Raw genomic sequence first — 17878 nt, 5'->3', positions numbered from 1 at the left:
CTCCCTGTTATTTCGCGCTCGAAGCAGCGGCAGCACTCGCGGGCGCGGCGCCCGATGCGGCGGCACCGGAAGCGGCGGCGGTGCCGGACCCGGCGGCGGCCGGCGCGGCGGGGGCAGCAGTACCCGAGGCGGCATCGGCCGCCGGAGCGAGCTGCGCGGGGACCGACTTCACGGTCGCGCCCGGGCGCACCTTGTCGACGCCTTGCACGATCACGTGATCGCCCGCCTGCAGACCGCCTTCGACGATCCAGTTCGGGCCTTGCATGCCGGTGGTCTTCAGCGGACGCGGCTCGACCTTGTTGCTGGCGTTCACCACCATCGCGACCGCCTGGCCCTTCTGGTCATGCGTGACGCCGATCTGCGGCACCAGGAACGCGTTCTCGTTCACGCCTTCCTCGATCCGTGCGCGCACGAACATCCCCGGCAACAGCACGCGGCCCGGGTTCGGGAAGACCGCGCGGATCGTCACCGAGCCGGTGGTCTGGTCGACCGTCACGTCCGAGAACTGCAGCTTGCCCGACTCCGAGTAGGTCTTGCCGTCTTCCAGGATCAGCGACACCTTCGCCGCGCCCGGGCCGCTCGTCTTCAGACGGCCGCTCTGCACGTCCTGACGCAGCTTCAGCCCTTCGAGGCTCGACTGCGTGAGGTCGACGTACACCGGGTCGAGTTGCTGCACCGTCGACATCAGCGTCGCCTGGCTCGCCTGCACGTATGCGCCCGGCGTCACCTGCGAGATGCCGACGCGGCCGCTGATCGGCGACACGACATCCGTGTAGCCGAGGTTGATCTGCGCGGTGTCGACCGCCGCCTTGCCGGCCGCGACGTCCGCCGCGGCCTGACCCTGCGTGGCGACCGCGTTGTCGTAGTCCTGCTTGCTGACCGCGTTCGCGGCGACCAGCACCTTGTAGCGCGCGACCAGCGCGTTCTGCGTGACGAGGTTCGCCTGCGCCTTCGCGAGCGTCGCCTTCGCGCTGTTCAGCGCGGCGATGTACGGCGCCGGATCGATCTTGTAGAGGCGCTGGCCGGCCTTGACGTCGGTGCCTTCGGTGAATTCACGGCGCAGCACGATGCCGTCGACCCGTGCGCGCACTTGCGCGACGAGGAAAGCACTGGTGCGGCCCGGCAGGTCGGTGAAGACCGGTACGGATTGCGGTTGGACGGTGACGACGCCGACTTCCGGCGTTTGCGGCGGCGGTGCCGATTCTTTTTTGCCGCACGCGGCCAGGAAAACGGCGGCCGTCGCGACAGTGATTAAGCGGTATGGAACCCGTTCGACGCGCATGGAGCGACCTCTGTGTATAACCAATGGAATAAGTGCCGCGCCCGACCGGAGCGCAACACGGATGCGCCTCGCGGCGCAGATCGAACACCTGAATTACTGGACTGCTAGATACAGCACGTCGGCACGAGACCTCCGTGCCGACGGGGATGCCGCGTACTGCGGACTGGTACTAGGGCGGGAATCAGCAGAGTGGGATATTAACTGATTGCCACTTGGGTCATTCGATCGTAGGGTGGTATTGTATATACATTCACGAATGTATGTAAAAAGCCCGTTTGTACTCCGCCGGCTGCCCAGTCTTACAGATTGTTACGACCAGCAAGCATAGCCCGTCTCCATGACGGCGACGAGGGGTTGCGGACCCTATATTCACCGACGATCGATCCAATCAGGCCTGCATATGGTCAGACGTACCAAGGAGGAGGCGCTCGAGACGCGCAATCGCATTCTCGACGCCGCCGAACACGTGTTCTTCGAGAAAGGCGTATCGCATACGTCGCTCGCGGACATCGCCCAGCACGCCGGCGTGACGCGCGGCGCGATCTATTGGCATTTCGCGAACAAGAGCGAACTCTTCGATGCGATGTTCGACCGCGTGTTCCTGCCGATCGACGAACTGAAGCGGATGCCGCCCGACGCGCCGGGCGGCAATCCGCTCGAGAAGGTGCGTCAGATCCTGATCTGGTGCCTGCTCGGCGTGCAGCGCGACCCGCAGCTGCGGCGCGTGTTCAGCATCCTGTTCATGAAGTGCGAGTACGTCGCGGACATGGAGCCGCTGCTGCAACGCAATCGCGCGGGAATGAGCGAGGCGCTGCACATGATCGACGCCGATCTCGCGGTGGCCGTGGGGCTCAAGCTGTTGCCCGAGCGGCTCGATACGTGGCGCGCGACGCTGATGCTGCACACGCTCGTCAGCGGGTTCGTGCGCGACATGCTGATGCTGCCCGACGAGATCGACGCCGAGCAGCATGCGGAAAAGCTCGTCGACGGCTGCTTCGACATGCTGCGCTACAGCCCGGCGATGCTGAAGGATCCCGACTGACCGCGCGGCGCATGGCGCGCACGGTTGCCGCGCCGGGTCAGGCCGCCTTCGCGCGATGCGCGCGAGCCCGCCGGTTCGACGCGGCCACCGAATCGCACGAAGGCATCGGCGCGCCGGCCAGTCCCGCGATCCACGCGTCGGTCGACATCACGGCCGCGAAATTCGACTGAAACACCACCGCATACGCGCGGTGAATCTCCTCGGCGCTCGCCGCGCCCGCTTCGTTCTCGTACGGCAGCGCGCCCGTCGCGTCGTCCAGGTACTCGACCTTCAGCCCCGCATGCGCCGCGTGATAGACCGTCGACGCATTGCAGTTGTGCGTCATGTAGCCGGCCACCGCGAGCGTGTCGATGCCGTGCGCATCGAGCCACGCGGCGAGATCGGTGCCGGCGAACGAGCTGGCCTGCGCCTTCTCGATACGATACGCGTACGGCCGGCTGGCCACCACCGCGTGCAGCGCGACGCCGTCGGTGCCGGGCGCGAAGATCGGCGCACCGGCCGGCGCGACGTGCTGCACCACGATCACCGGCACGCCGGCCGCGTGCGCGGCGTCGATCGCGCGGCCGATGTTCGCGAGCGACACGTCGAGCGGCGGGTATTCGATCGGCAGGTTGCCCGTCACGTATTCGTTCTGCACGTCGATCACGATCAGCGCGCGGCGGGCAGCGGAAAGGGAGGAAGCGGAATGCGGGACGGCGTTCGACATGGTGGGCTCCTTGGCCGGAGGCGCTGCCCCGCCCCGGGGCGGGACGGCCAGCAGTGCGATGCGATGCATTGTCGAGCCGCGTGGCCGGTGCCGATAGTGGCCCGATAGCCATTCTTCGATAAAATCGGGCCATCGCCTTTCCGGAGCCCGCCATGCTCGCCGCCGCGCCGCCCGTTCCATCCGCCTCATCCATTCCGACCGTCGTCGCCGTGATCGCGTACGACGGCATCAGCCCGTTCCACCTGTCGGTGCCGTCGGTCGTATTCGGCAAGGAGCGCGACGCGGCCGCGTCTCCCGCGTTCGAGTTCCGCGTCTGCTCGGCCGAGCGCGGCCCGCTCGCGACGACGGGCGGCTTCACGATCACCGCGCCGCACGGGCTCGGCGCGCTCGACGATGCGGACATCGTCATCGTGCCGTCCTGGCGCGACCCGGACGAAGCGCCGCCCGACGCGCTGCTCGATGCCGTGCGCGCGGTTGCCGCGCGCGGCGCCGAACTCGTCGGCCTGTGTCTCGGCGCTTACGTGCTCGCCGCGGCCGGCCTGCTCGACGGCCGCCCGGCCACCACGCACTGGGCGTGGGCCGACGATTTCGCACGGCGCTTTCCGCGCGTGAAACTCGATCCCGACGTGCTGTACGTCGACGACGGCAACCTGATGACGTCGGCCGGCACGGCCGCGGGGCTCGACTGCTGCCTGCACGTCGTGCGGCGACGCTTCGGCTCGGACGCCGCGAACCGGATCGCGCGCCGCCTCGTGATCCCGCCGCACCGCCAGGGCGGCCAGGCCCAGTACGTGCCGCAGCCGGTCGCCGCGCATCCGCGCGATGCGCGGCTCGCGGGCCTGCTCGACTGGGTGCGCGCCCACCTCGACGCCGCGCACAGCGTCGATTCGCTCGCCGAACGCGTGCTGATGAGCCGGCGCACGTTCACGCGCCACTTCCGCCAGGCGACGGGCACGACCGTCACCGCGTGGCTGCAGGCCGAACGGCTCGCGCGCGCCCAGCATCTGCTGGAAACCACCGGACAATCGATCGACGCGATCGCGCAGGCGGCCGGCTATGGCTCGAGCGTGTCGTTGCGCCAGCATTTCGCGGGCGCGCTCGGCACGTCGCCGTCTGCGTATCGAAGGGAATTTCGCGGCGCCGAAGCCGGCGCCGGCGCGGGACGGTGACGCCCGCTGCCCGGGCGGCGGGCAGGCCGTGACGCGGAACCGGGCGGCTGATCAGCCGCCGTTGAACCAGCGTGCCGCGTAAAGCAGCAGCGCGACGAACACGATCATCGCCGCCCACGCCCACACGGGCACCGTGCCGGAATCGCGATGCCGGAGCGCGCTCGCCGCACGCCCGCTCAGCGCGCCGCCGAGATGCGGCGGCAGCGAGCGCTTCGTCGCGGCCACCAGCGATGCCGGCCGCAAAAATACGTGCTGGCGTCGCTGCGCAGGGGCGCTCGCGCGATTCGGCGCGAGACCGTGCTTCGCCTGCACGACCGCGCAGAACTCGCGAAAGAACGTGTCGGTCCATTCGCGCAGCGCATTGTCGATCTGCCGCCCCGGCAGTTCGGCGAGCGGCCCGCTCGCCGTCGCCCACACCACGTACTCGATTCGCGTGGCGCTCGCATCGTCGACCGGCACCAGCACGAGTTCGACCTGGCCGCGCAGCGCGCCGAGGCCGTCGGCCCGCGCCTTGAAGTTGAGCACGCGGCGCGGCTGCCCTTCCGCGTCGCCCTGCTCGGCGGCCGCATGCGCGCGCACGTCGTAGCGGGCGCGCAGCGGGCCGAGCGGCACCGTGATCGTCAGCGCGAACTCGCCGTGTGCGAGTTTCACGAACGATTCGCAATGATCGAAGCTCGCCCGCAACAGCGCGAGATCCTCCAGCGCATCCCGCACGACAGGCGGCGCGAGCGGTACGCGTAACGTGTCGTTCAGTTCCATGACGCCTCCCCGATGAACGCGCGCCGCATCAGGACGTCTCGACGAGACTGTCGACCCGTGCGACATCGAAGGCGACGTAGTGCGCGAGCACGGCCGCCGCCTCCTTCGGTTCTTCGTAACTCCATGCGGCGTTCTCGATCATGCCGTCTTCCGTCTGCAAGTCGAAATGCACGGCTTGCCCCCTGAACGGGCAGACCGTCGTGACGCCGGATTTCACGAGCCGGCGCATGTTGACGTCGCCGCGCGGCAGGTAATGGATGTCCGGGAGCCCCGCTTCGCGCACGGTCAGCGCGCCGTGCGAATCGGCATAGGTGATGCCGCGATGAATCACGCGCACGCGATGACGGTTCGGCACGATTTCGAGTCGAGGGTCGGCTGCATCGGACATCGTTTCTCCTTCGGGCGGCCTCCAGGCCGGGGCAGGAAACGAAAAAAGCCACGGCACGCATGCCGTGGCTTTCATTATGGGCGAAACTTCGTCCGATTGCGCGCCCGGGGCCCGGGCCGCGCGCGGCGGGCTACTGCGCACTCCACTGGAACGCGGCTTTCGCGCCGCCCTTCGCGCCGACCGTGACGGCACGCGATTCGTCGCTGCCCTGGTACGACGCGTGCACCGTATAGCGCCCCGGCGGCAGCTTCACCAGCATGTACGGCCCGCGCGCGTCGGTCGCCAGCACCTCGGTGCCCTTGCCGTCGACGATCCGGACATGGACGTCGGCCAGGAACTCGCCGCCCTTGCCGGTGAAGCGCAGCGCCAGCGGCCATGACGCCTCGTTACTCTGGAATGCCGTCGACTGGTCCTTGCCGATACCGCCCGACACGTAGCTGACATCGCCTTGCTGGCTCGCGGCGGGCAGGCCGTCCGACTGCGCGTACGCGGCGGTCGCCCCCGCCGCGAGGCCGGCGGTCAGCGCCGCGGCGACGGCAAATCGGGACACGTTGCGTAGATATTGCATGGCTCTCTCCTTGGGGTCGGAACACATACGGGGCGCAGCGTCACGCGCGTCGCACGGCGGCGGCGCCCGCCGCGGCCGGCCAGACCGGCCGTCGGCCGTGGCCGGTCAGCTCAGGTCGACCGGCACGAAGATCTGTGCATTATCGCGCTGGATCAGCAGAGCAAGACTGTTGCCCGCGCCCTTCACCGCGTCGCGCAACTGCTCGGGGCTCGTGACCGGGCGGCCGTTGACCGCGAGGATCACGTCGCCCGGCTGGATACCCGCGTTGGCGGCCGGCCCGCCGGCCTGCTGCACGATCAGCCCGTGCGACAGGTTGCTGGCGCTGCGCTCCTGCGGCGACAGCGGACGCACCGCGACACCCAGGCGGCCCTGTTCGACCGGCCCGCCGTCGTTCGACGCGAGCTTCGCATCGGCCATCGCGCCGAGCGTCACGCTGATCGACTTCTTCGACTTGTCGCGCCAGATCTGCAGGTCGGCCTTCGAACCCGGCTTCAGGTTCGCGATCTGCGCGGGCAGCGACGTCGAATCGGCGACCGGCGAACCGTTGACCGACAGGATCACGTCGCCCGGCTGCAGGCCGGCCTTCGCGGCCGGACCATTGGCGTCGACCGAGCTGACGAGCGCGCCGTCCGGCTTCTGCAGCCCGAACGAGCTCGCGAGCGTCTGGTTCAGCCCCTGCACCGCGACGCCGAGGCGGCCGCGGCTCACGTGGCCCGTCTTCACGAGCTCGTCCTTCACCTTGATCGCCTCGTTGATCGGGATCGCGAACGACAGGCCCTGGAAGCCGCCCGTCTGCGAGTAGATCATCGAGTTGATGCCGATCACCTCGCCCTGCAGGTTGAACAGCGGGCCGCCCGAGTTGCCGGGGTTCACCGGCACGTCGGTCTGGATGAACGGCGTGTAGTTCTCGTCCGGCAGCGCGCGCGACTTCGCGCTGATGATGCCCGACGTGACCGTGTTGTCGAAGCCGTACGGCGAGCCGATCGCGACGACCCACTGGCCGACCTTGCTCTGCGCCGGGTCGCCGATCTTCACGGTCGGCAGGCCGCTCGCGTCGATCTTCAGCACGGCGACGTCGGACTGCTTGTCGGAGCCGACGACCTTCGCCTTGTATTCGCGCTTGTCGGTCAGCTTGACCGTGACGACGTTCGCGCCGTCGATCACGTGTGCATTGGTGAGGATGTATCCGTCGGCACTGACGATGAAGCCCGACCCGAGGCTCGCGCTCGGCTGATCGTCCGGTTGCGCGTCGCCGCCCATGCCCGGCACCTGGCCGTAGAAGTGCTTGAAGAACTGGTAGAACGGGTCGCTCGGATCGATCGGCAGTTGCGGCTGCGGCGCGCGCCGCGACACCTGCTTCACGACGTGCTTCGCGCTGATGTTCACGACCGCCGGGCCGTAGGTCTCGACGAGCCCGGAGAAATCGGGAATGCCGGTCTTGGCCGCGGCTTCTGCCGGCATCAATGCGGCCGCCTGCGCGGGCGTGATGATCTGCGGATCGGCGCGGCGGGTGCCGGCGAAATAGCCGGCCGACAGGGCGGCCGCCACGGCGACCGCGACGGTGCCGCGCGCAAGGAATCGGGTGTTCATCGTAGGACCTCCTCTTTGTTAGGACGCAGCGTAACGACCCTGACTTAAAGGAGGCTTAATCAGCCTTAAGCCGGGCTTAAGCGGCTGCCGGCACCCCGCCGGCGCCGCCTCTTCAGACGGATTCGGAAGGCTGCGGCGCCGGGGCCGGCATCTCCGCATCGCGGAACACGACGCTGACGAGCAGGCCGCCCGCGGCCGCATCGCCGAGCGACACCGTCGCGCCCTGCTGCGCCGCCACGCGCTTGACGATCGCGAGCCCGAGCCCGCTGCCCGACACGTCGGTGCGCGCGCGCGCCGTGCTGTCGCGATAGAAGCGGTCGAACACGCGCTCGCGCTCGTCGGCCGGAATGCCCGGCCCGCTGTCGGCGATCTGCACGCACGCGCGGCCGGCCGCGTCGCGCGTCAGCGACACGTCGATGCGGCCGCCGTCCGGCGTGTACTTCACCGCGTTGTCGAGCAGGTTGCCGAACATCACGCGCAGCGCGCCGACGTCCGCGACGACGCTCGCCGCGCGCGTTTCCTCGAAGCCGAGATCGATGTCGTGCCGCTGCGCGAGCGGCGCATGCGCGGTCACGCATTCGGCGAGCAGCGCCTGCAGGTCGACCGGTTCGCGCATCGTCGCGCCGTCCGGCTCGGCGCGCGCGAGCGCGAGCAGCTGCTCGGTGAGACGCGTCGCGCGCGACACGCCGTCCTGGAGATCCGCGATCGCCTCGCGGCGCGACGCATCGTCCTTCGCGCGAGCGACGAGCTGCGCCTGGATCTGCACGGCCGCGAGCGGCGTGCGCAATTCGTGCGCGGCGTCGGCGACGAACGCCTTCTGCGTGTCGAGCGCCGCCGACAGCCGCGCGAGCAGCCCGTTCAGCGCCCGCACGAGCGGCTGCACCTCGAGCGGCAGGCGCGCGTCGGGCAGCGAATCGAGCGCTTCCGGGCGGCGCGCCTCGACCGCGCGCGTCACGCGGGCGAGCGGCGCGAGCCCGCGCCCGACGATCCCCCACACGGCCGCGCCGAGGAACGGCAGCAGCACGATCAGCGGCCACAGCGTGCGCAGCGCGACGTTCGCCGCCAGCCGGTTGCGCACCGACAGCGGCTGCGCGAGCTGCACGACGTTGTCGCCGACGATCGCGCCGTACACGCGCCATTCGCCGCGATCGGTGCGCTCGGTCGAGAAGCCGAGCTCCGCGCGCGGCGCGATCGGCGCACGCGGATGCGAGAAGTACATCAGCACGCCGTTGCGATTCCAGATCTGGATCACGATGCCTTCGTCGCCGTTGGTGCGCGAGCCGAACACCTGCGAGAACGGCTCCGACGGCAGCGCCGCGGCGATTTCCTGCAACTGGTAGTCGAACAGTTCGTTCGCTTCGGCGAGCGCCTGCCGGTAGATGAGCCAGCCGGCCATGCCCACGCCCGCGACGACGATCGCGAGCAGCCAGATCAGCAATTGATGACGAATCGACCGCACGCGTCAGCTTTCCTTGACGACCATGTAGCCGAGCCCGCGCACGTTGCGGATCAGGTCCGAGCCGAGCTTCTTGCGCAGCGCGTGGATGTAGACCTCGACCGTGTTGCTGCCGATCTCCTCGCCCCAGCCGTACATCTTCTCCTCGAGCTGGCTCTTCGACAGCACCGCGCCCGGCCGCGCGAGCAGCGCCTCGAGCAGCGCGAACTCGCGCGCGGACAGCGCGACGGGCGCGCCGTCGAGCGTCACCTGGTGCGACGCGGGATCGAGCGTCAGCGCGCCGTGGCGGATCAGCGACTCGCTGCGGCCGGCCTGGCGGCGGATCAGCGCGCGCATGCGCGCGCCCAGCTCGTCGAGATCGAACGGCTTGACGAGATAGTCGTCGGCGCCGGCGTCGAGCCCCTTCACGCGATCGGCGACGGCGTCGCGCGCTGTGACGATCAGCACCGGCAGCGCCAGCCCGCGCCCGCGCAGCGTGCGCAGCACGTCGATGCCGTCGCGCTTCGGCAGGCCGAGATCGAGCAGCAGCAGATCGTACGTCTCGCCGCCGAGCGCCGTGAGCGCGGCGTCGCCGTCCTGCACCCAGTCGACCGCAAAGCCGTCCGAGCGCAGCGCCTTGCGCACGCCTTCGGCGATCATTCGATCATCTTCGACAAGCAGAATCCGCATCGGGACAGCCATCCATGGGCGAGTCAAACACGGCGACCATTGTAGCGCCGCGAATCGCGTGCGCGGCACCGTGCAATGCAACAGTAAGGCGGATTGCAAGGGACCTGCCCCGACTTGTCTCTACAATGTGCGCTTCCGCGCCCCGCGCGTCCTGCCCGAGCCCCTGCTTTTCCCGTATTCGCCCATGCCGATTTTCGATCTTTCCGCCCTTTCCGCCCGGTTCGCCCCCCGCGCCCGCGTCTGTCTGCGGGCGGCCGCCGTCGTCGCCACGTGCACGGCCCTCGCGTTCGCGCCGTCCGCGCAGGCCCGCAAGAAATCCCACAAGGAAGCGCGCAAGGAAGCGCGCAAGACCGCCGTCGTGTCGCCCGCCGCGCGCGCGGCCGGCCTGCCGGCATCCGTGCTCGTCGCGCTGCAGCGCGCGAAGGTGCCGGCGTCGGCGATGAGCGTCGTCGTCGAGCGCGTCGGCGATCCGCAACCGCTGATCGCATGGAATGCGAGCCGGCCGATGCTGCCGGCCTCGACGATGAAGCTCGTGACGACCTTCTCGGGCCTGTCGATCCTCGGCCCCGACTACCGCTGGCGCACCACCGCGTACACGGACGGCACGATCGACCCCGACGGCACGCTGCAGGGCAATCTGTACATCAAGGGCACCGGCGATCCGAAGCTCGTGCCCGAAGAGCTGATCGACCTCGTCGACAAACTGCGCAAGGCAGGCGTCAAGCGCGTGGCCGGCGGTCTCGTGCTCGACAAGAGCTATTTCGCGGCGTCGACGCGCGACCTGCCGTCGTTCGACGACGATGCCAGCGCGCCGTACAACGTCGGCCCCGATCCGTTGCTGTATGCGTTCAAGGCCGTGTCGTTCACGGTCACGCCGGGCGATGACGGCAAGGTCGCCGTCGACGTGCTGCCGCCGCTCGCGGACCTGTCGATCGACAACCAGCTCGTCGAAGGCTCGGGCTCGTGCAGCGCGGCCGCCGCGGCCGCGCGCCCGACGCTGACGGCCGGCGGCGGGATCATGACCGCGTCGTTCGCCGGCGACTACCCGCTGCGCTGCGGCGCGCACACGACCAACCTCGCGATCCTCGATCACACGACGTTCTTCGCACGCGGCTTCCTCGCGCTGTGGCAGCAGGACGGCGGCACGATCGCGGGGCCCGTGAGCGAAGGCAAGGTGCCCGTCACCGCGCGGCCGCTCGCCGTGCATCACAGCCCGGTGCTCGGCAGCATCGTCTACGACATCAACAAGTTCAGCAACAACGTGATGGCGCGCAACCTGTTCCTGACGATCGGCGCGGTCAGCGGCAAGCCGCCCGCGACGCCCGAGCAGTCGAGCCGCGCGATCCAGGCGTTCCTGCAGAAGAACGGCATCGCGATGCCCGACCTCGTGCTCGAGAACGGCTCGGGGCTGTCGCGCGAAGAACATGTGAGCGCGCTGTCGCTCGCCGCGCTGCTGCAGGCCGCGAACGCGAGCCCCGTCGCGCAGGCGTTCGTCGATTCGCTGCCGATCGCGGGCATCGACGGCACGATGAAGAACCGCCTCACCAACGCGGGCGTGCTCGGCAACGCGCACATCAAGACCGGCACGCTGCGCGACGTGCGCGCGATCGCCGGTTACGTCGCCGGTGCGGACGGCCAGAGCTACGTCGTCGTCAGCTTCATCAACAACGATCACGCGGAAGGCGCGCGCGCCGCGCACGACACGCTGCTCGAGTGGATCTACGCGGGCGCGCACTGACGATCCGTGCCCCGCGCAGCGGGCCGTCGTGACAGGGCGGCCCGCGCGCGCCCCGCACCGCGCCGCCCGCGAAATCTCGCGCCGCGCGGTTTGAAACGCCCGCGCCACCGTCGCGCGACGCCCCGCGCGTACGCCGCATGCATAAAACGGGGCCGCACCGCCCGGCCCCGTGCAGTACGGATTCCGTAGAAACCCTGTCCTCAGAGGGAACCCTCTACGCTGCCCCCTCGCCTAGCGCGTGGCGATTGCGTAGGCTGTTGGCCTGACCGATATCTACAACGGGCCACACGCCCGGCCCGATGGCTTGCAGGGGAACGAAGGAGACACGCCCATGCGATTCGACGTCGAATTGCTTCTGCTCGCGCTGGCGCCCGTCTTCCTGCTCTGCATCGCGTGGGAGGCCTGGCACCTCGCCCGCACCCGTGCGCAGGACCGCATCTATGCGTGGCGCGACACGCTGTGCAACGCGGCGCTCGCGCTGATGCACCAGGGCGCCGACAAGATCGCATGGCTGTTCGTGATTCCCGTTTATGCGTACTGCTACCGGCACTATCGCGTCTACACGTGGCACGACGGCTGGCTGTCGTTCGCGGTGCTGTTCGTCGCGCAGGACTTCCTCTACTACGTGTTCCATCGCGCGAGCCATCGCGTGCGCTGGCTGTGGGCCGCGCACGTCGTGCACCACTCGTCCGAACGGATGAATTTCTCGACCGCGTTCCGTCAGAGCCTGATGTACCCGATCGCGGGCATGTGGCTGTTCTGGCTGCCGCTCGCGTTCGCCGGCTTTCCGCCGCAACAGGTCGTCGGCATCGTGCTGATCAACCTCGCGTTCCAGTTCTTCGTGCACACCCAGGCGATCGGCAAGCTCGGCTGGCTCGAATACGTGCTGAACACGCCGTCGATCCACCGCGCCCACCATGCGCGCAACCCGCGCTACATCGACCGCAATTACGCAGGCGTCCTGGTGATCTGGGATCGCCTGTTCGGCAGCTATGTCGAGGAAACGCCCGACGATCCGCCGCGGTACGGAATCGTCGAACGGCTCGGCTCGAACAACCCGCTCGTCGCGACCTTCCACGAGTGGGTGGCGATGGCGTCCGACGCGTGGCGCGTCGACGGATGGCGCAACAAGCTGCGCGCGATTTTCGGCCCGCCCGAGTGGGCGAGCGCTTATCATGCGCAGATTGCCGAGGCCGCGAACCAGGATCCGCGCACCGTGCCGCTGGCGGTTGCGCGCGACCGATAAACCGTTTCAGCCAACGGCCGCCGCGCAGCCCGGAACCGAGCAGGCACGCGGCAGATGAGAAACACATCAGGGCCATATCTACGAGGAGATCGAACGATGCAGACACAACAACACGCACCTTCCCGCACGCGTCAGCGCATGCTGCGCACCGCGCAAGTCGCGATCGCCGGCGCCGCGCTCGCGCTGCTCGCCGCATGCGGCGGCGGTGACGACAACAACGGCAGCAGCGCGTCGAACACGCCGCCGTCGGGCGTGAAGATGCAGATCGTGTCGTTCGGCGACAGCCTGTCCGACGTCGGCACCTACTCGCAGATCAAGCTCGGCTTCGGCGGCGGCCGCTTCACGACCAACCCGGGCCAGGTATGGACGCAGGACGTCGCGCAGTACTACGGCGACACGCTGCAGCCCGCGAACCAGGGCGGCTTCGGCATCCCGCTGCAGGCGACGGGCGGCCTCGGCTACGCGCAGGGCGGCTCGCGCGTGACGCTGCAGCCGGGCATCGGCCATGCGGACGCCAGCGTGCCGAACCCCGACTACGCACAGGCGACGACGACGCCGATCGCCGACCAGGTCAAGCAGTACCTGACGCAGCACGGCAGCTTCAACGCCGGCCAGATCGTGCTGATCAACGGCGGCGCGAACGACATCTTCTACCAGGCCCAGGTCGCGCAGGCGCAAGGCAATACGCCGGCCGCGCAACTCGCGGCGGCGCAGGCGATCGGCCTGGCCGCGCAGCAGCTCGGCGGGATCGTCCAGCAGATCGTCGCGGCGGGCGCGACGCACGTGTTCGTCGCGAACGTGCCGGACATCGGCGGCACGCCGCTCGCGCTGCAGGGCGGCACGCAGGCCGCGTTCACGCAACTGTCGGGCCTGTTCAACCAGACGCTCGTCGGCACGCTCGCCGCGCTGAAGGTCGACCCGACGAAGGTCGCGATGGTCGATTCGTTCACGTGGCAGGACGGCATCGCGGCCAACTACAAGGCGAACGGCTTCAGCGTGTCGAATACCGACACCGCCTGCAACCTGAAGGCGATGGTCCAGGCCGCCACGCAGTACGGCGTCGCGAACGCGACCGCGTTCGGCTCGTCGCTGTTCTGCTCGCCGCAGACCTACACGGTCGCGAACGCGGACCAGACCTACATGTTCGCCGACATGGTCCACCCGGCGACGCGCCTGCACGCGCTGTTCGCGCAATACGTCGAACAGCAGATCGCGAAATCCGGCGTCGGCAAGTAAGCCGCCGGCCACGCGCCCAAACGAAAACGCCCGACCGGTTCGCCGGTCGGGCGTTTTTCATTCGGCAGGCGCCCGAGCGCGTCAGTCGCGCGCTTCGAAGGCAGCCGCCGCGCGGCCGAGGCGATCGTTGACCGCGATCCATTCGACGGTCTCGGGCAGCTTCTCGACGAGGATGCGCGCGACCTGCGCGCGGTCGAGCGCCCGCAGCATGCCGTACAGGTCGCGTGCATAGGCCTGCGGATCTTCGGGCGCCGCGATGAAATGCACGCCGTCGGCCCGCGCCCAGTGTCCTGCCCGCGACGCGCGTGCGACGAGCGCGACGCGCTCGCCGTCGGTTTGCGCGGCCGCGAGCAGCGGCTCGAGCGCGTCGAACGGCAGCAGCGCGAGCGGCGTGCGCGGCGCGTAATGCGCTTTCAGCGTGCCCGACGCGCGCGGCGCGGTCGCGTCGCTGCCGTCCGGCAGCTTCGGCGCGCGGCCGAGCACGTCGGCGATCTGTCGAGGCGTCACGTGGCCCGGGCGCAGCAGCGCCGGGAAGCCGCGCGACAGGTCGAGGATCGTCGACTCGATGCCGACTTCGGATGCGCCGCCGTCGAGTACGTGCACGGTATCGCCGAATTCGTCGCGCACGTGTTGCGCGGTCGTCGGACTCACGTGGCCGAACCGGTTCGCGGACGGCGCCGCCACGCCGCCGTGGCCGCCGCGCCGTGCGCTGAACGCGGCCAGCAGCGCCTGTGCGACCGGATGCGACGGACAGCGCAGCCCGACCGAATCCTGCCCGCCGCTCACGGCATCCGGAATGCGCGCATGGCGCTTCAGGATCAGCGTCAGCGGGCCCGGCCAGAACGCATCGATCAGCGCGTGCGCGTCGGGCGGCAAGTCGTCGGCCCAGTAGCCCGGATCGCCGCCGGGCGGCAGATGCACGATCACCGGATGGTTCGCCGGCCGCCCTTTCGCCGCATAGATGCGCGCGACGGCCTCGGGATTGGCCGCGTCGCCGCCGAGCCCGTAGACGGTTTCGGTCGGAAATGCAACGAGCTGGCCCGCGTCGAGCAACGCGGCGGCCGCGTCGATCTGCGCGGGCGTCACGTGCGTCGGGAGATCGATGGACATCGGCCCGCGCCTCAGTCGAGCGGCACGCGCAGCAGTTGCGCGCACGCGTTGGCGGCGGCTACGGCTTCGTCGCGCGTCTCGGCCGTGAAGTTCACGTGACCCATCTTGCGGCCGACGCGCGCCTCTTCCTTGCCGTACAGGTGCAGGTGCGCGGCCGGCATCGCGGCGACCGTGTCCCACGGCGGCGTGACGGCATCGGCTGCCGCACCGTCGGGGAACCACACGTCGCCGAGGATGTTCAGCATCGCGGCCGGCGAATGCTGGCGCGGGTTGCCGAGCGGCATGCGCGTCATCGCGCGCACCTGCTGCTCGAACTGGCTCGTTGCGCACGCATCGACCGTGTAGTGGCCGGAGTTGTGCGGGCGCGGCGCCATTTCGTTCGCGACGAACGAGCCGTCCTCCAGCACGAAGAATTCGACGCACAGCACGCCGACGTAGCCGAGCGTATCGGCGATCCGCACGGCCGCCTGCTGCGCCTCGTCGACGCGCGCGGCATCGGCCGCCGGCGCCGGCACGATCGTCAGCGCGAGGATGCCGTTGTGATGCACGTTCTGCGCGAGCGGGAAGGCGGCCGAGCGGCCGTCCGCGCCGCGCGCGATCAGCGCCGACACCTCGTATTTCAGCGGCAGGCGCTTCTCCAGCACGCACGGCACGCCGCCGAGCGCGGCATGCGCGTCGCGCGCTTCCCGCGCGGTGGCGACGCGCACCTGGCCCTTGCCGTCGTAGCCGAGGCGGGCCGTCTTCAGGATGCCCGGCAGCACCGCGTCGAGCGCGGCATCGTCGAGCGCGGCGAGCGCCGCCGCCGATTCGATCACGACGTGCGGCGCGACCGGCACGCCCGACGCCTCGATGAAACGCTTCTCCGCGATCCGGTCCTGAGCGACCGCGACGCAGCGGCCGGCCGGTGCGACGAACGTCGTGCGCGCGAGGAAATCGAGGCTCGCGGCCGGCACGTTCTCGAATTCCGTCGATACGGCCTCGCACAGGTCCGCCAGTTCGGCGAGTGCGGCTTCGTCGTCGTACGCCGCGCGCAGATGGCGATCGGCGACCGCGCCGGCGGGGCTCGCCGGATCGGGATCGAGCACGGCGACGCGATAGCCCATCGACTGGGCGGCAAAGCAGAACATGCGGCCGAGCTGGCCACCGCCGACCATGCCCAGCCACGCGCCGGGCAGGATCGGGGAAACGGAATCAGGAGTTGCGGTCATGTCAGTGGTCGGTCGCGGCGGAACGCGGAAATGCCCGCCGCAGTGGGAAAATCCGGCGCCGGCCGCCTCGTGCGGCCGCGCGCCACGCCGTCATTCCAGCGGCGGCAGCACCATCGCGTGCGCGGCTTCGTTCTGGCGCACGCGGAACGCCGCGAGCCGGTTCGCGTAGTCGACCGAATTGCCGGACAGGATCGACACCGCGAACAGCGCGGCATTCGCGGCGCCGGCCTCGCCGATCGCGAACGTCGCGACGGGCACGCCCTTCGGCATCTGCACGATCGAGTGCAGCGAATCGACACCCTTCAGATACTTGCTCGCGACCGGCACGCCGAGCACGGGTACCGTGGTCTTCGCGGCCAGCATGCCGGGCAGGTGCGCGGCGCCGCCGGCGCCCGCGATGATCGCGCGCAGCCCGCGCTCGCGCGCCTTCTCCGCATAGTCGAACATCTCGTCGGGCATCCGGTGCGCGGACACGACCTTCGCTTCGTACGGCACGCCGAATTCCTGCAGGACGGCGACCGCATGCTTCATCACGTCCCAGTCGGAACTCGAACCCATCAGCACGCCGACGAGCGGCGCGCTGTGCGTGTGGGCAGTTTGCTTTTCATTCATTTCGTGTGTTCCTGTCGATCGGAGTCAGTGCTTCGGCACTTACTCCGGTCCCATGCAAAGCTCCGTCAGGCGAGCGACTGGCCCGTGATGCGCTCGAGCGCTTCCTGGTACTTCGCGGCCGTCTTCTCGACGACGTCGGCCGGCAGCGCCGGCGCCGGCGCCGTCTTGCCCCACGGCTGCGCCTCGAGCCAGTCGCGCACGAACTGCTTGTCGAACGACGGCGGGTTCGTGCCGACTTCGTACTGGTCGGCCGGCCAGAAGCGCGACGAATCGGCGGTCAGCACTTCGTCCATCAGGTACAGCTTGCCGTGGTTGTCGAGGCCGAATTCGAACTTCGTGTCGGCGATGATGATGCCGCGCGTCGCCGCGTAGTCGGCCGCTTCCTTGTACAGGCGGATCGAGATGTCGCGGATCGTCGCGGCCAGCTCGGTGCCGATGCGGCGCTCGGTTTCCTCGAACGTGATGTTCTCGTCGTGCTCGCCCATCTCGGCCTTCGCGGCCGGCGTGAAGATCGGCTCGGGCAGCTTCTGCGCGTTCTGCAGGCCTTCCGGCAGCTGCACGCCGCAGACGGCGCCCGACGCCTGGTATTCCTTCCAGCCGCTGCCGGCCAGGTAGCCGCGCACGACCGCTTCGATCATGATCGGCTCGAGGCGCTTGACGACCACGCCGCGGCCCTTTACCTGCTCGACCTCGTCGGCCGCGACGACCGCTTCCGGCGCGTCGCCCGTCAGGTGATTCGGCACGATGTGCGCGAGCTTGTCGAACCAGAAGTTCGCCATCTGGTTCAGCACGCGGCCCTTGTTCGGAATCGGCTCGCCCATCACCACGTCGAAGGCCGACAGGCGATCGGTCGTGACGATCAGGAGCTTGTCGTTGCCGACCGCGTAGTTATCGCGAACCTTGCCGCGACCGAGGAGCGGCAGCGAGCGGAGCGTGGATTCGTAAAGGGTAGACATCGTCTTTTCGCAGATAAGGAGCCAAACAAAAAGGGAAACGCCGTTCCCCGCGGCAGGCGGGAACGGCGGTCTTGCAATACGTCGGCGAACCGGCGGGCGCAGCGCCCGGACGGCTGCCGGCCGGCCCTCGTTCGGCCGGACGG

General features: G+C 69.4%; 17 protein-coding genes. 5 read left to right on the top strand and 12 right to left on the bottom strand.

Features of this window, described 5'->3' with window-relative positions; all coding sequences use genetic code 11:
• Positions 1-7: 7 nt before the first annotated feature.
• Positions 8-1282 carry an efflux RND transporter periplasmic adaptor subunit gene (locus tag C4B30_RS12530; RefSeq protein WP_027785290.1) on the bottom strand — a complete coding sequence of 425 codons (1275 nt, stop codon included), beginning with the start codon at positions 1280-1282 and terminating at the stop codon, positions 8-10.
• A 400-nt stretch (positions 1283-1682) separates the two neighbouring features.
• Here C4B30_RS12530 and C4B30_RS12525 point away from each other — a divergent pair, with 400 nt between their 5' ends.
• On the top strand, positions 1683-2324 hold the full coding sequence (locus C4B30_RS12525; protein ID WP_027785291.1) for a TetR family transcriptional regulator: 642 nt from the start codon (positions 1683-1685) through the stop codon (positions 2322-2324).
• Between the two features lie 37 nt (positions 2325-2361).
• Here the strand turns inward: C4B30_RS12525 and C4B30_RS12520 are convergent, their stop codons facing one another.
• Complete coding sequence (locus C4B30_RS12520) at positions 2362-3030, bottom strand: cysteine hydrolase family protein (protein WP_027785292.1); 669 nt, start codon at positions 3028-3030, stop codon at positions 2362-2364.
• A gap of 152 nt (positions 3031-3182) precedes the next feature.
• Here C4B30_RS12520 and C4B30_RS12515 point away from each other — a divergent pair, with 152 nt between their 5' ends.
• Positions 3183-4199, top strand: a complete 1017-nt coding sequence (locus C4B30_RS12515; protein WP_027785293.1) for a helix-turn-helix domain-containing protein — start codon at positions 3183-3185, stop codon at positions 4197-4199.
• Between the two features lie 51 nt (positions 4200-4250).
• Here the strand turns inward: C4B30_RS12515 and C4B30_RS12510 are convergent, their stop codons facing one another.
• The 6 genes from C4B30_RS12510 to C4B30_RS12485 form a co-directional block, all read right to left on the bottom strand.
• On the bottom strand, positions 4251-4958 hold the full coding sequence (locus C4B30_RS12510) for a CoxG family protein (protein ID WP_027785294.1): 708 nt from the start codon (positions 4956-4958) through the stop codon (positions 4251-4253).
• A 28-nt stretch (positions 4959-4986) separates the two neighbouring features.
• A complete protein-coding gene (locus tag C4B30_RS12505; RefSeq protein WP_027785295.1) occupies positions 4987-5346 on the bottom strand; it encodes a DUF427 domain-containing protein in 360 nt (119 codons plus the stop codon).
• A 130-nt stretch (positions 5347-5476) separates the two neighbouring features.
• The gene (locus tag C4B30_RS12500) at positions 5477-5914 is read right to left on the bottom strand and encodes a carboxypeptidase-like regulatory domain-containing protein (RefSeq protein ID WP_027785296.1); all 438 of its coding nucleotides are present in this window, start codon (positions 5912-5914) and stop codon (positions 5477-5479) included.
• Positions 5915-6019: 105 nt separating this feature from the next.
• On the bottom strand, positions 6020-7504 hold the full coding sequence (locus tag C4B30_RS12495; protein WP_027785297.1) for a DegQ family serine endoprotease: 1485 nt from the start codon (positions 7502-7504) through the stop codon (positions 6020-6022).
• Positions 7505-7616: 112 nt separating this feature from the next.
• Positions 7617-8963, bottom strand: a complete 1347-nt coding sequence (locus C4B30_RS12490; RefSeq protein ID WP_027785298.1) for an ATP-binding protein — start codon at positions 8961-8963, stop codon at positions 7617-7619.
• A gap of 3 nt (positions 8964-8966) precedes the next feature.
• Positions 8967-9629 (bottom strand): response regulator, encoded by a 663-nt coding sequence (locus C4B30_RS12485; RefSeq protein ID WP_006481728.1) that lies wholly within the window; start codon positions 9627-9629, stop codon positions 8967-8969.
• Between the two features lie 184 nt (positions 9630-9813).
• Here C4B30_RS12485 and dacB point away from each other — a divergent pair, with 184 nt between their 5' ends.
• The 3 genes from dacB (at position 9814) to C4B30_RS12470 (ending at position 13849) form a co-directional block, all read left to right on the top strand.
• Positions 9814-11367 (top strand): D-alanyl-D-alanine carboxypeptidase/D-alanyl-D-alanine endopeptidase, encoded by a 1554-nt coding sequence (gene dacB / locus C4B30_RS12480; RefSeq protein WP_027785299.1) that lies wholly within the window; start codon positions 9814-9816, stop codon positions 11365-11367.
• A gap of 331 nt (positions 11368-11698) precedes the next feature.
• Positions 11699-12613 carry a sterol desaturase family protein gene (locus C4B30_RS12475; protein WP_027785300.1) on the top strand — a complete coding sequence of 305 codons (915 nt, stop codon included), beginning with the start codon at positions 11699-11701 and terminating at the stop codon, positions 12611-12613.
• A gap of 96 nt (positions 12614-12709) precedes the next feature.
• The gene (locus tag C4B30_RS12470) at positions 12710-13849 is read left to right on the top strand and encodes an SGNH/GDSL hydrolase family protein (protein ID WP_027785301.1); all 1140 of its coding nucleotides are present in this window, start codon (positions 12710-12712) and stop codon (positions 13847-13849) included.
• 81 nt (positions 13850-13930) lie between these two features.
• Here the strand turns inward: C4B30_RS12470 and C4B30_RS12465 are convergent, their stop codons facing one another.
• From C4B30_RS12465 to C4B30_RS12450, 4 genes are all read right to left on the bottom strand, one after another.
• Complete coding sequence (locus C4B30_RS12465) at positions 13931-14959, bottom strand: L-threonylcarbamoyladenylate synthase (protein ID WP_027785302.1); 1029 nt, start codon at positions 14957-14959, stop codon at positions 13931-13933.
• 11 nt (positions 14960-14970) lie between these two features.
• The gene (locus C4B30_RS12460; protein ID WP_089499149.1) at positions 14971-16167 is read right to left on the bottom strand and encodes a 5-(carboxyamino)imidazole ribonucleotide synthase; all 1197 of its coding nucleotides are present in this window, start codon (positions 16165-16167) and stop codon (positions 14971-14973) included.
• 90 nt (positions 16168-16257) lie between these two features.
• On the bottom strand, positions 16258-16779 hold the full coding sequence (gene purE, locus C4B30_RS12455; RefSeq protein ID WP_027785304.1) for a 5-(carboxyamino)imidazole ribonucleotide mutase: 522 nt from the start codon (positions 16777-16779) through the stop codon (positions 16258-16260).
• Positions 16780-16844: 65 nt separating this feature from the next.
• Entirely contained in the window at positions 16845-17735 is an 891-nt protein-coding gene (locus C4B30_RS12450; RefSeq protein ID WP_027785305.1) for a phosphoribosylaminoimidazolesuccinocarboxamide synthase, read from the bottom strand.
• Between the last annotated feature and the right edge of the window lie 143 nt (positions 17736-17878).

Origin of the sequence: Burkholderia sp. BE12 (assembly GCF_002959955.1) — a bacterium.
Classification (GTDB): domain Bacteria; phylum Pseudomonadota; class Gammaproteobacteria; order Burkholderiales; family Burkholderiaceae; genus Burkholderia.
The sequence above is the reverse complement of the archived record's forward strand: the minus strand, read 5'-3'. Positions and strand labels throughout refer to the sequence as shown.

Coding starts and splice junctions, on each gene's coding strand:
- C4B30_RS12520 (WP_027785292.1), bottom strand. CDS start 3,030: ATGTCGAACGCCGTCCCGCATTCCGCTTCCTCCCTTTCCGCTGCCCGC.
- C4B30_RS12475 (WP_027785300.1), top strand. CDS start 11,699: ATGCGATTCGACGTCGAATTGCTTCTGCTCGCGCTGGCGCCCGTCTTC.
- C4B30_RS12500 (WP_027785296.1), bottom strand. CDS start 5,914: ATGCAATATCTACGCAACGTGTCCCGATTTGCCGTCGCCGCGGCGCTG.
- C4B30_RS12515 (WP_027785293.1), top strand. CDS start 3,183: ATGCTCGCCGCCGCGCCGCCCGTTCCATCCGCCTCATCCATTCCGACC.
- C4B30_RS12530 (WP_027785290.1), bottom strand. CDS start 1,282: ATGCGCGTCGAACGGGTTCCATACCGCTTAATCACTGTCGCGACGGCC.
- C4B30_RS12470 (WP_027785301.1), top strand. CDS start 12,710: ATGCAGACACAACAACACGCACCTTCCCGCACGCGTCAGCGCATGCTG.
- C4B30_RS12505 (WP_027785295.1), bottom strand. CDS start 5,346: ATGTCCGATGCAGCCGACCCTCGACTCGAAATCGTGCCGAACCGTCAT.
- dacB (WP_027785299.1), top strand. CDS start 9,814: ATGCCGATTTTCGATCTTTCCGCCCTTTCCGCCCGGTTCGCCCCCCGC.
- C4B30_RS12465 (WP_027785302.1), bottom strand. CDS start 14,959: ATGTCCATCGATCTCCCGACGCACGTGACGCCCGCGCAGATCGACGCG.
- C4B30_RS12495 (WP_027785297.1), bottom strand. CDS start 7,504: ATGAACACCCGATTCCTTGCGCGCGGCACCGTCGCGGTCGCCGTGGCG.
- C4B30_RS12485 (WP_006481728.1), bottom strand. CDS start 9,629: ATGCGGATTCTGCTTGTCGAAGATGATCGAATGATCGCCGAAGGCGTG.
- C4B30_RS12510 (WP_027785294.1), bottom strand. CDS start 4,958: ATGGAACTGAACGACACGTTACGCGTACCGCTCGCGCCGCCTGTCGTG.
- purE (WP_027785304.1), bottom strand. CDS start 16,779: ATGAATGAAAAGCAAACTGCCCACACGCACAGCGCGCCGCTCGTCGGC.
- C4B30_RS12460 (WP_089499149.1), bottom strand. CDS start 16,167: ATGACCGCAACTCCTGATTCCGTTTCCCCGATCCTGCCCGGCGCGTGG.
- C4B30_RS12525 (WP_027785291.1), top strand. CDS start 1,683: ATGGTCAGACGTACCAAGGAGGAGGCGCTCGAGACGCGCAATCGCATT.
- C4B30_RS12450 (WP_027785305.1), bottom strand. CDS start 17,735: ATGTCTACCCTTTACGAATCCACGCTCCGCTCGCTGCCGCTCCTCGGT.